Annotated in this window: 9 protein-coding genes; 5 read left to right on the forward strand and 4 right to left on the reverse strand. The window is 43.8% G+C overall.

All coding sequences use genetic code 11. The annotated features are described in order from the left end of the window. The 4 genes from I1A59_RS08085 to I1A59_RS08100 form a co-directional block, all read left to right on the forward strand. A partial coding sequence (locus tag I1A59_RS08085; RefSeq protein ID WP_196092271.1) for an LPXTG cell wall anchor domain-containing protein occupies positions 1 to 1,951 on the forward strand: 1,951 nt, incomplete at its 5' end. A 219-nt stretch (positions 1,952 to 2,170) separates the two neighbouring features. Beyond that, entirely contained in the window at positions 2,171 to 3,115 is a 945-nt protein-coding gene (locus I1A59_RS08090) for an FAD:protein FMN transferase (protein ID WP_196092272.1), read from the forward strand. Between the two features lie 73 nt (positions 3,116 to 3,188). Then, positions 3,189 to 3,794 carry an NADPH-dependent FMN reductase gene (locus I1A59_RS08095; protein WP_196092273.1) on the forward strand — a complete coding sequence of 202 codons (606 nt, stop codon included), beginning with the start codon at positions 3,189 to 3,191 and terminating at the stop codon, positions 3,792 to 3,794. Positions 3,795 to 3,808: 14 nt separating this feature from the next. Further along, positions 3,809 to 5,050 carry an NAD(P)H-dependent oxidoreductase gene (locus I1A59_RS08100; protein WP_196092274.1) on the forward strand — a complete coding sequence of 414 codons (1,242 nt, stop codon included), beginning with the start codon at positions 3,809 to 3,811 and terminating at the stop codon, positions 5,048 to 5,050. Between the two features lie 62 nt (positions 5,051 to 5,112). Here I1A59_RS08100 and I1A59_RS08105 read toward each other — a convergent pair whose 3' ends face one another. Genes I1A59_RS08105 through I1A59_RS08120 form a run of 4 tightly spaced genes read right to left on the reverse strand, consistent with a single transcriptional unit; the run spans position 5,113 to position 8,072 of the window. Next, the gene (locus tag I1A59_RS08105) at positions 5,113 to 5,760 is read right to left on the reverse strand and encodes an amino acid ABC transporter permease (RefSeq protein WP_196092275.1); all 648 of its coding nucleotides are present in this window, start codon (positions 5,758 to 5,760) and stop codon (positions 5,113 to 5,115) included. Positions 5,761 to 5,777: 17 nt separating this feature from the next. Next, the gene (locus I1A59_RS08110) at positions 5,778 to 6,482 is read right to left on the reverse strand and encodes an amino acid ABC transporter permease (RefSeq protein WP_196092276.1); all 705 of its coding nucleotides are present in this window, start codon (positions 6,480 to 6,482) and stop codon (positions 5,778 to 5,780) included. Between the two features lie 9 nt (positions 6,483 to 6,491). Then, on the reverse strand, positions 6,492 to 7,298 hold the full coding sequence (locus I1A59_RS08115) for a transporter substrate-binding domain-containing protein (protein WP_196092277.1): 807 nt from the start codon (positions 7,296 to 7,298) through the stop codon (positions 6,492 to 6,494). 9 nt (positions 7,299 to 7,307) lie between these two features. Then, positions 7,308 to 8,072 (reverse strand): amino acid ABC transporter ATP-binding protein, encoded by a 765-nt coding sequence (locus tag I1A59_RS08120; protein WP_196092278.1) that lies wholly within the window; start codon positions 8,070 to 8,072, stop codon positions 7,308 to 7,310. Between the two features lie 433 nt (positions 8,073 to 8,505). On the opposite strand from I1A59_RS08120, the gene I1A59_RS08125 reads away from it, so the two are divergent. Beyond that, positions 8,506 to 12,383, forward strand: a 3,878-nt coding sequence (locus tag I1A59_RS08125) for a DUF1542 domain-containing protein (protein WP_196092279.1), incomplete at its 3' end; no start/stop codon positions are given.

Here is a 12,383-nt window from a genome sequence, read left to right on the forward strand (position 1 = left end):
AGTGGATTCAGATTATGATACAGTCGTGGATAACCGTCCAGAAATCATCAAGACAGAAGATGGTAAGACATACAAACTTGTTCCAGCTGGTGATTACACAGTAGGTAAGGTTGATGATCAAGGTCACTTGACGACATCCGATGCGACAACTGGTAAGGTTGAAGAAGGTACGAAGACAGTCACTTATGTATACCGTGAGTTAGGTAAGTACATTCCATACATTCCTGAAAATGGAGATCCAAAAGATCCAGATGGCTATGATCCAACAAAACCAGGAACAGACAAACCACCAGTACCATACGATGAAACCCCAGAGGATCCAAGCAATAACCCACCATTGCCATACATTCCAGGATACGAACCAAAAGTACCAGGAACAAATGAGCCATTGAAACCAGTTGATCCAAACGATCCAACGAAGGGTTATGTTCCACCATCCATCACAGATCCTAACGATCCAGGTAAGGATACACCAGTACCATATGTACCGGTAACTCCAGATCCAACACCTGAAGTGAAGAAGGGTGAGGTTGTTGTTACCTACGTTGATACAGAAGGTAAGGAAATCAAGACTTCTGTGAAAGATGTTGAAAACGGTGAAGTGGATTCAGATTATGATACAGTCGTGGATAACCGTCCAGAAATCATCAAGACAGAAGATGGTAAGACATACAAACTTGTTCCAGCTGGTGATTACACAGTAGGTAAGGTTGATGATCAAGGTCACTTGACGACATCCGATGCGACAACTGGTAAGGTTGAAGAAGGTACGAAGACAGTCACTTATGTATACCGTGAGTTAGGTAAGTACATTCCATATATTCCTGAAAATGGAGATCCAAAAGATCCAAATGGCTATGATCCAACAAAACCAGGAACAGACAAACCACCAGTACCATACGATGAAACTCCAGAAGATCCAAGCAATAACCCACCATTGCCATACATTCCAGGATACGAACCAAAAGTACCAGGAACAGATGAGCCATTGAAACCAGTTGATCCAGAAGATCCAACCAAGGGTTATATTCCGCCATCCATCACAGATCCTAACGATCCAGGTAAGGATACACCAGTACCATACGTACCGGTAACTCCAGATCCAACACCTGAAGTGAAGAAGGGTGAAGTTGTTGTTCATTATGTGAATGAGAAGGGTGAAACCATCGCGAAAGATGTAGTGGATACACCAGAAAGCGATGTGGACACTCCTTATGACACAACAGACAACAAACCTCGGATTATTGAGAAGGATGGTAAACGTTACATCTTGGTACCAGGTAAAACTCAAGGTAACGAGACTGGTAAGGTTACAGAGGGATCAACTCATGTGACCTATGTGTACCGTGAATTGGGAAGCTATATTCCATTTATTCCAACTGAACCAGGTAAGGAAATTCCAAAAGTACCATACGATGAAACCCCAGAGGATCCAAGCAATAACCCACCATTACCATACATCCCAGGTTACACACCAAAAGATCCAGATGGTAACCCATTGAAACCAGTTGATCCAGAGGATCCAACGAAGGGTTATATTCCGCCTTCAATCGTAGATCCGAATGATCCTGCTAAGGATACACCGGTACCTTATGAGAAAGATCCGGATCCAACGCCGCAACCTGAGCCTAAGCCAGAACCACAACCTGAGCCTAAGCCAGAGCCACAACCTGAGCCTAAGCCAGAACCACAACCTGAGCTTAAGCCAGAGCCACAACCTGAGCCTAAGCCAGAGCCACAACCTGAGCCTAAGCCAGAACCACAACCTGAGCCTAAGCCAGAACCACAACCTGAGCCTAAACCTCAGCCACGCCCTGCTCAACCAACTTATGCAGAGCAACAACTTCCAGAGACTGGTGAAGATTCTTCTGCTGCCCTAACAGCATTAGGTATTGCCTCACTTCTTGGAGTGGTTGGTTTGAAAGCTAGAAAACGGCGTGAAGAAGATTAGTAATCATTGGAATCGCATTTGATTTCATGAACAACCAATCGATTTGATGAAAACCCTGCTTCCGATTGGAGGCAGGGTTTTTATTGTGACAGGAATCGTATTTTTCCTTTATTGCTCAAAATAAAATGCGGGGAGTAGTTGACTTTTAATAAAGAAAGCGTTATCATAGATGTGTAAGTTTTCCTTATTATTTCAAAAAAGAAAAAGAAAGGGGCGGGAGTGAAGAGTAGTTGTCAGATAAAAATGATGGGAACTCTTATCGATGTTCAGATAGAAGCAGATGAGCCAAGTCTCTGTCTGAAGGAGATTCGTCAACTATTAGAAACGTATACCTTGCGTTTTAGCGCAAATGATAAACAATCAGAACTAAATCAAGTGAATCAACAGGCTGGAATTGAAGCGATTCAAGTCCATCCGGATCTCTTTGAGCTGATTCAAATTGGTAAGAAGCATAGTTTAGCTGATCCTAGTAATTTGAATATTGCCATCGGTGGCTTGGTGCAAACCTGGAGAATTGGGTTTAATGACGCCAAGCTACCGACTGTTGATGAGATTCAAAATGCTTTACGATATTCAGACCCTCGGGCTATTCAACTGGATTCGACAGTTAAGGGTGTTTATCTTGAGGATCAAGGGATGAAGCTTGATTTAGGTGCCTTGGCCAAGGGCTATATTGCGGATAAGGTCATCGACTATGCTCGAAATCACCCAGGGATTCAAGCGATCTTGATCAATCTTGGAGGGAATGTTCGTGTCTGGGGGAGGAATGTAGCCCGACCGGATGGGAATTGGTTGATTGGAATTCAGGACCCCAAGCGGCCTAGAGGAGAGAATTTAGGACTGCTTTCAATTGATGGAGGGTCTGTAGTGACCTCGGGGATTTATGAGCGCTATTTGCAGATTGGAAACAAGCGCTACCATCATATTTTTGACCGGACCACAGGTTATCCAATTGAGACAAGTTTGGCGAGTTTAACCATAGTTGCACCGACATCCTTGGAGTGTGAGTTATGGACGACTCGTTTGTTCGGTTTACGTTTGGAAGTGGTTCTGTGGCAGATTGAACAGGAGCCTGGTATTGAAGGGATTCTCATTACGGATGACAATCGGATTATGTTATCGAGTGGCCTTGAAAAGACTTTTATTTGGCAGCGACCTTCGTGATGGGGAGAATGAAGCCTCTTCCCATTCAACGGGAAAACTTAAAAAGGTAGAAAAAATAGAAATGGAAAAGACTATGAAACTTATTGGAATTGTTGGAACAAATTCATCGAAATCTACAAACCGTCAGTTGCTTCAGTATATAGAGCGTCATTTTCAGGATAAGGCTGAGATTGAGTTAGTTGAAATTAGTGCTCTACCAGTTTTTAATAAACCGGCCAATAAAGAAGTACCAGAATCCGTCCTCGAAATTGCTCGTAAAATTGAGGAAGCAGAAGGGGTTATTATTGGAACACCGGAATATGATCATTCAATTCCTGCAGTGTTGATGAATGCCTTGGCTTGGTTATCTTATGGAATTTATCCACTTTTGAATAAGCCGGTGATGATTACGGGTGCTTCTTACGGAACTTTGGGTTCATCACGGGCCCAGTTACAATTGCGTCAAATTTTAAATGCTCCTGAGCTTAAGGCGAATGTCTTGCCAGATGAATTCTTACTGTCACACTCCCTTGAAGCTTTTGACTATGATGGGAACTTAAGGGATGCACGGATTATTCAAAAATTAGAGGCAATCTTCGATGATTTTCGTGTTTTTGTGAAAGTAACAAGTAAATTGTCAAATGCCCAAGAATTACTACGTCAAGAAGCTGAAAACTTTGACTGGGAAAACTTGTCATAAGAGAGGGAGAAAGAATGAAATTTGTAGGAATCGTTGGATCAAACGCAGAACAGTCATACAACCGCACATTGTTAGAATTTATTCGAAAACACTTTAAAACGCGGTTTGAGTTGGAGATTTTAGAAATCACAGACATTCCAATGTTCAACCAAGACGAAGACTGGGAAGCACATTTTCAATTACGTCTATTAAATAATAAAATTACACGCGCAGATGGTGTCATCATTGCGACACCAGAACACAACCATACCATTACAGCTGCCTTAAAGAGTGTCTTAGAATGGTTGTCGTACAAGGTTCATCCACTGGAAAGTAAACCAATCATGATTGTAGGGGCCTCCTACCATGATCAGGGAACTTCACGTGCCCAAACTCATTTGAGAAAAATTTTAGATGCTCCTGGCGTGAATGCCTATACCCTACCTGGAAATGAGTTCTTGCTTGGTAAAGCCAAGGAAGCATTTGATGAAAACGGAAATATCATCAGTGAAGGAACTGTTAACTTTTTGGAATCCTGTGTGGACAATTTCATTAAATATGTACAAGTGGTTTCAAAACTTCGGAAACCAAAACCAATTCTTCCAGAAGATTTGTACTGTAATAACCCAATTGCAACTACCATTACAGAAGTGGATCCAGATGATCCAGAATGGGTTGAAAAAGTGGCTGAAATTACGGGGGCTGTATCCGGTAATACCTATGTCCGCTTAGATCACGGTATTTTAACGGTTGATCAGATTAATATGTTCCTCAACTCAATGCCATTTGAATTGACCTATGCAGATGACAACAACCAGTTCTTGTACTACAACAATGCTCACCAAGATCCAAGTACCATGTTGGCCAAACGGGTGCCTGCCCAGTCTGGAAGTCGCTTGGGGACAGTGCATAATAGTCTACCCGCAAATCGGATGAAAAATGTTGAGTGGGTTGTTGGAACGTTGCGCAATGGAAACCAAGAATATGTTCGGACCCTTGTACCAAATCCTTCAGAACATATTATTAACACCCATAATTATCAGGCGATGTACTATCCAGATGGTTCTTATGCGGGTATTAATGAGATTGTCTTCAACTTTAAACCGTGGTTGGACTGGTATTTAGAAACAACAGGCCAATCCCTCGTCGGTGGATCTGTGAGACCGGCTGCTGCCGCAGCTGCAGATGCTACAAGCGGGGCTTCTGATGCACAAGGCGGTCCTGCATCCGCGGCACCTGCAGCAGATGCTTCATCAGGTGCTTCTGAACACGCTTGAGTCAATCCTCTATAGCCGAAAAACCCCCAAGCGCTAGCAAGGCTTGGGGGTTTTTGAGTATTCTATTGTTGCTCTTTCCAACGAAGGGCAAGTTTTCGGGACAAACTGGAGATTAGGAAGTTGATAATAAAATAAGTCAGCGCGACGAATGCATAGAGGGTAAACACTTGTTCGGGTTGGAAGTGGCGTCCCATCAAGATTTGGCTCTTACCAAAGAGTTCTTGAAGGGCAATGACCGAATAGAGGAAGGAAGTGTCCTTGATCACCGTCACGAACTGGGAAATAATCGCTGGCAACATTTTGCGAAAGGCCTGGGGGAAAATGATGAGTGTAAAAATCTGGTAACTGGTAAAGCCTTGAGAGAGGCCGGCCTCAGTTTGTCCCTGATCAATTGCATTGAGGCCGCCTCGGATGATTTCTGCCAGTGCTGCAGATGTAAAAATGGTAAAGGATAGAATCCCTGCAGGTAGGGATTTGACCTGAAAGACCAAAAAGATAATGAAAATCCACAGCAGGTTAGGGACATTTCTGACAAACTCAATATAGATACCCGCTAAGAGTTTGAGGAAACGATAGCTACTGTTACGCATCAGGGCCAGAATGGTCCCAAAGAAGGTAGATAACACAATCGCGGACGCAGAAATGAGCAGTGTGAGCCCTAAGCCCTGTAGAAGGAAACTGAGGTTGTAACTGGTAAAAAGTTCAGACATAGCCGTTCCTTTCTAAATTAAAGTGTGTAGGTCTGCTTATTGGCTTCTTCAATTCTTCTTCCCCAGCTAGCTAGTGGGAAGCAGAGGATGAAATAAAGAAGAGCAGCGCCGGCAAAGGCGGGGACATAGTTGGTGCTTTCAAAGGCCCAGGATTTAGCGACGAACATGATGTCTGCACCCGAAATAATAGCTACGGTTGCAGTGTTTTTAATTAAGTTTACCACTTGGTTGGTCAGTGGAGGAAGGATGGTTCGAATTGCCTGAGGAATAATGATTAACCGCATGCTCTCCCCATAACTAAAACCTTGGGAGAGGGCAGCTTCCATTTGCCCTTTAGGGACAGCCTCGATACCGGAACGGAATACTTCCGCAATATATGCCCCGTGGTAGAGGCCGACACAAAGAATGCCGGTCCAAAAGGCTGAAATCATGATTGTTCCCTGCGATACAATAGCTAGGCCATAAAAGACAAAGACAAAGTGAACTAGCAGTGGCGTGTTCTGGAAAAATTCCACAAAGACCCGAGAGCAAGATTGGGCGAATTTGTTTTGACTTGACGCCATGATTGCAAAAAGGATACCGAGAAGCATGGCTAAAGCAAGAGACCCGATAGACAAACCAAGGGTGTAGAGAAAGCCTTGGAAGAAACTAGCGGATTCCTGAAATAAGGCAGCCCATCTACTTAAAGCGAAGGGGCTGGTTGAAGTCGTTGCGTGTAACATATTTCCTCCTTAGTCTTCTGTAGGTTGAGCGGACTTCAGATTGTACGAATCCTGAATTTGTTTGAGTGTACCGTCTTGGGTCCATTTTTCAATGAGGTTATCAATGTAGTCAATCAATTCAGTATTCGTCTTTTTGCTGGCAATTCCGTATTCTTGTGTATTAAATCCTTGATCTAGGATTTGCGTTTGTTTGCTGGTGTAACCGGATAGAATGGATTTATCGACAGAAAAGGCGTCAATCCGTTGTGCGTAAAGGGAGATTGCCAATTCAGGGAAGGACCCCAGTTCTACAAAATTGAAAGAGAGTCCATTTTCTTTGGCAAAAGCCTGAAGATTTGCTTTAGTTGTTGAACCTTGGGAAACCCCAATAGTCTTACCATCTAATCCTTTTGGACTCTTGATACCGGATTTTTGGTTTACTAAAAATCCGATTTCATCGTAGTAGTAGGGCGTTGAGATCGCGTAAGATTCTTGTCTTTGCGGGGTAATCGTATACGTGGCGATGATGAGGTCAACTTGACCGTTATCCATCAACGGTTCCCGCGTATGGGATGTTACGGGGGTGTACTCGATTTTCACGCCTAATTCCTTGGCGATTTGTTGAGCGATATCGATTTCCATGCCATGGTATTGATTGTCTTTGGGGTCGAGGTAACCGAAATTGGGAACGTCTTGTTTAACACCAACACGCAAGACACCTGCATCTTTAATCTTTTGAACTTGGTCTGGGAGTTCGGTTGCAGCAACGCTTGTCGATAGGAAGAGGAGGCTTAAACAGAAACCTGCTAGAAATTTAAGGTATTTGGAAAGATTCATGGCTTCCTCCTAGTCTTCTTTTACGTTATCACTGGTATGGTTGATAATTTTGCTGAGAAATTGTTGAGCGCGTGGTTCTTGAGGGTTGTCGAAGAAGCCGTGAACATCAGTGGTATCGACCAAAATTTCTCCATCCGCCATGAAAATGATACGGTCCGCTACTTCACGAGCGAATCCCATTTCATGGGTCACAACGACCATATTGGTTCCGCTTCGGGCTAGCTTTTGCATGACGGTTAAGACATCGCCGATGGTTTCTGGGTCCAAGGCAGAAGTTGGTTCATCGAATAGAAGTAATTCAGGCTTCATGGCCAAGCCACGAGCGATGGCTACACGTTGTTTTTGTCCACCGGATAGCATACCAGGATAGGAATCTTTACGATCCCACATATTTACATAGGTTAGGTATTTTTCGGCTAAGGCCAAGGCTTCCTTTGGATCCATTCCTAGTACTTTGATTGGAGCTAGGGTGACATTTTCTAAAACCGTTTTGTGGGGGTAGAGGTTGAAGTGCTGGAAGACCATTCCAACTTCTTTTCGAAGTTGGACCAGTTCCTGGTTTGATGCATGGACCAGTTCGTGTCCGTTTACGACTAGACTTCCAGTTTCGATCGATTCTAAGGCGTTTATGGTTCGAATAAGGGTTGATTTGCCTGATCCGGAAGGTCCAAGGAGAACAACAACTTGGCCTTTTTCGATTTCTAGGTTGATGTTCCGAAGTGCATGGTAATCACCGTAGTACTTTTCGACGTTTTTAAATTGAATAAGCGGCATATTTTTCTCCTTTTTTGTCAGATAAACTATCATTTATTGTTGTATTTTACCAAAATTTTCAAAAACAAGCAACGAGCTATGTCAGAAGTTCTCACATAAACGATATTACCTAGGGGATACTGTTGCTTAACCAGCTGCAAACTGATAAATAGAATATTCGAACTTTAAGGGAGAGTTCTTGAGGATCGTCGATAACATCCTGTCCTAGGACTTCGTTAATACGCTTCCAAGATCAAATGTAACCGTTGTTAGTTTCGCCTTACTCTCACTTAGCATTGCCTGGACTTCACGAGTTAGTTTTTGGAGTTTTATGAGATTGAGTTTGAAGATCAGGGGAAGGGGTTACAAATACCTTGTTTATGAGATAGAGGTTCTTGAGTAAATCCTTTCTTTATGGGATAATAAGGGGAAATAAAATTTTGAAAGGATATCCATGAAAAAGAAAAATGGAAAATTCCCGTTTGAGACGCGTCAGCGTTTCTCAATACGGAAATTTAATGTAGGAGTTGTATCAGTAGCAATCGCTGCCTTTTTGGTGATGGGGACAGGTGTTTCTGCTGATGAAGTGGAAGAATCGACGGGGCTGGCAAGTTCAAATCTAGCTAAGGAACAGACGAATCCGGGGGAGTTGCGAGAACTTATTATATCAACAAATGAATCAGTTGTTGAATCGCCTGTCTTTGTAGAGTCTAAAACTTCAACACATACATCAAGCGAGCTTCCTGCTTCTTCTGAACCAGTAGTTAAGGCTGACGATGAAACGAAGCCTTTAACAGAAGAAAAGAAAGAAACAACTGAAAAAGTTGAAGAATCTGCTAAAGTTGAGGAAGTTAAGGAAGATTGGTCAGGGGAAAAAGCGACTAGTAATCAAAGAGAAGTTGAGATTCCTTATACGCTGACCTTTGTTAACCAGAACACGAACGAAGCAATCCGCTCCGTTGAAAAAGTTGCAACGGTATCAACAAGTGACCGGCCTGCAACTGTCTCTATCACTTTGGATCCAGCTCAAGTCCCAGAAGGTTATAAACTGGCTTCAAATGAAGTAGCCAGGTTAACCCAAGAAATTCGGGAACTCCAGCGAAACCAATTACTGTTTGCCTTGGTGCCGTCCGCTTCTAGAGAATCTGCCTTCCGTCGTACTGCCACTGTAGCGCGTGGAAGTGCCTTCCGGAATAACGGGACAATGGCGGATCAGTACGGTGTAACTCCACGTCCGCGTGCTGTGAATATTAATCATCCCAATATGATGTATCAAGCGGATCGATCGGTTGTAACGACCTCATACCCTAGTGGGACTACTTATTCGTTTAAGGAAAATTTGGATATGAGTATTCCCCGTCATATCAGGCCAACGGTTATCGTGACCTATCCTGATGGATCAAAAGATGAGCAGGTGGTTGATATTAGGGTACTGTTATACGACCCAGCTAAAACCTTTGTCGCAGATCGAAATAATCTGACAGAGTCTGAGAAACAGGCTATCGTGAATGCCATCAAAGCTGTTCCCAGAAATCAGGGGATCAATCCTACATCTGTATTTTCAGTTGCAAATAATGGGGATGTGACGGTTACCAACTATGATGGAACTACCTCGGTGATGGATAAAAGTAAGACTATTACCTTTAACCCGGACATCGTCTCTTTAAGCGACGAGACCATCGCCAAAGGCGCTTCTTTCCGAAAAACAATTGACTTTACGATAGCTGAAGGAAATCCAACTGTAACGGTCACAGGGCTGCCTAATGGATTAAGCTATAACAATAAAGTTGTCACAGGAAATCCTACAGCAGAGAAGGGCGACTATCCTGTAACGGTGACGGTCAGAGATGGTGCTGGTAGAGAATCTCAAAAATCATTCGTGATTCATGTTACCGATAAGGATCCTCTTAGGGATACAGTGAATCAAGATAACATCACTAAAGCTGATGATAATTATACAGACGCAAGTCAAGATAAGAAGGATGCCTATGATAAGGCAGTTGAAGATGCCAACAAGGTTATCCAAAATCCAAGCGCCAGCCAAACGGAGATTGATAATGCCAAACAAGCGGTTGAGGATGCTAAGAATGCGCTGGATGGAAAATCAAATATAAAAAATGGGGCAAAAGAGGCTATTGATCAAGCAGCAACTGATCAAAAAGCAGCCATTGATGCCCGTAATGAATTAACAAAGGAAGAAAAAGATGCTGCTAAATCTCAGATTGATTCTGAGGTGACCAATGCCAAAAATGCGGTCGATGCAGCTCAGGATAAAGCTAGTGTTGAATCCGCTAAAAGTACAGGTATCGACACTATTTCAGCTGTAAATCCCAAAGCTGACACTAAAAACGCGGCGAAACAAGCGATTGATGACGCAGCTCAAGTCAAGAAGTCTGAAATCGATACTCGTACAGACCTGACGGATGAGGAAAAAGAGTCAAGCAAAGCGATTGTTGATCAAGAGGTCGCAGATGCCAAGAAAGCCATTGATGCAGCAACAACCAATGATGCTGTAGAGTCTGCTAAGAATTCTGGGGTGAGTCTGATTGACTCTGCTAGAGTTGTTGGGGAAGCGAAGGAAACGGCTAAACGGGATCTATTTGACAAGGCTGATGAAAAATTGGCGGAGATCGATGAACGGAAAGATCTAACTGAGGAAGAGAAAACTCAAGCTCGATCACAGGTAAATTCTGAAGTAACGAAAGCTATAGAGGCCATTCATTCAGCTAAAAATGATGCTGCAGTCAATAATGCACGCCAAACAGGTATCGTTGCCATTGATGCCATAAATCCATCAGCTATGGCTAAAAATAAGGCTAAGCAAGCGATCGATGATGAGGTGGATCTTAAGAAAGCCTTGATTGATTCGCGTACGGATCTCACGGATGAAGAGAAAACAGTTGCTAAATCAGAGGTAGATACCAAGGCGAATGACGCAAAGAAAGCAATCGATGCTGCGACTACGAATGATGCGGTGACATCTGCTAAAGATACGGGGATTACAAGTATCAATACCGTAAATCCGACACCAGTAGCTAAGCCAGCAGCTAAGCAAGCCATCGATGATGCAGCAGCAGCGAAGAAAGCAGAGATCGACGGTCGTGATGACTTGACGAAGGAAGAGAAAGACGCAGCTAAGGCAAAAGTTGATGCAGAAGCTATCAAAGCAAAAGACGCAGTAGATGCGGCTAAAACAGATGCGGATGTAACAGCGGCGAAGGATTCAGGAGTTGATGCGATTAAAGCAGAAAATCCATCTCCAGTAGCTAAGCCAGCAGCTAAGCAAGCCATTGATGACGCAGCAGTAACGAAGAAAGCAGAGATCGACGGTCGTGATGACTTGACGAAGGAAGAGAAAGACGCAGCTAAGGCAAAGGTTGATGCAGAAGCAACCAAAGCAAAAGACGCAGTAGATGCGGCTAAAACAGATGCGGATGTAACGACGGCGAAGGATTCAGGAGTTGATGCGATTAAAGCAGAAAATCCAGATGCAGTAGCTAAGCCAGCAGCTAAGCAAGCCATCGATGACGCAGCAGCAGCGAAGAAAGCAGAGATCGACGGTCGTGATGACTTGACGAAGGAAGAGAAAGACGCAGCTAAGTCTGAGGTTGATGCAGAAGCAACCAAAGCAAAAGACGCGGTAGATGCGGCTAAAACAGATGCGGATGTAACAGCGGCGAAGGATTCAGGAGTTGATGCGATTAAAGCAGAAAATCCAGATGCAGTAGCTAAGCCAGCAGCCAAGCAAGCCATCGATGACGCAGCAGCAGCGAAGAAAGCAGAGATCGACGGCCGTGATGACTTGACGAAGGAAGAGAAAGACGCAGCTAAGGCAAAGGTTGATGCAGAAGCAACCAAAGCAAAAGATGCAGTAGATACAGCGAAGACAGATGCGGATGTAACAGCGGCGAAGGATTCAGGAGTTGATGCGATTAAAGCAGAAAATCCAGATGCAGTAGCTAAGCCAGCAGCTAAGCAAGCCATCGATGACGCAACAGCAGCGAAGAAAGCAGAAATCGACGGTCGTGATGACTTGACGAAGGAAGAGAAAGACGCAGCTAAGTCTGAGATTGATGCAGAAGCAACCAAAGCAAAAGATGCAGTAGATGCGGCTAAAACAGATGCGGATGTAACAGCGGCGAAGGATTCAGGAGTTGATGCGATTAAAGCAGAAAATCCATCTCCAGTAGCTAAGCCAGCAGCCAAGCAAGCCATCGATGACGCAGCAGCAGCGAAGAAAGCAGAGATCGACGGTCGTGATGACTTGACGAAGGAAGAGAAAGACGCAGCTAAGTCTGAGGTTGATGCAGAAGCAACCAAAGCAAAAGACGC

Source organism: Streptococcus sp. NLN76, assembly GCF_015686645.1.
In the GTDB taxonomy this organism is placed as follows: domain Bacteria; phylum Bacillota; class Bacilli; order Lactobacillales; family Streptococcaceae; genus Streptococcus.

Excerpts from the sequence above, each read along its gene's own strand:
- I1A59_RS08095 (WP_196092273.1), top strand. The coding sequence starts at position 3,189 with ATGAAACTTATTGGAATTGTTGGAACAAATTCATCGAAATCTACAAAC.
- I1A59_RS08100 (WP_196092274.1), top strand. The coding sequence starts at position 3,809 with ATGAAATTTGTAGGAATCGTTGGATCAAACGCAGAACAGTCATACAAC.
- I1A59_RS08105 (WP_196092275.1), bottom strand. The coding sequence starts at position 5,760 with ATGTCTGAACTTTTTACCAGTTACAACCTCAGTTTCCTTCTACAGGGC.
- I1A59_RS08110 (WP_196092276.1), bottom strand. The coding sequence starts at position 6,482 with ATGTTACACGCAACGACTTCAACCAGCCCCTTCGCTTTAAGTAGATGG.
- I1A59_RS08115 (WP_196092277.1), bottom strand. The coding sequence starts at position 7,298 with ATGAATCTTTCCAAATACCTTAAATTTCTAGCAGGTTTCTGTTTAAGC.
- I1A59_RS08120 (WP_196092278.1), bottom strand. The coding sequence starts at position 8,072 with ATGCCGCTTATTCAATTTAAAAACGTCGAAAAGTACTACGGTGATTAC.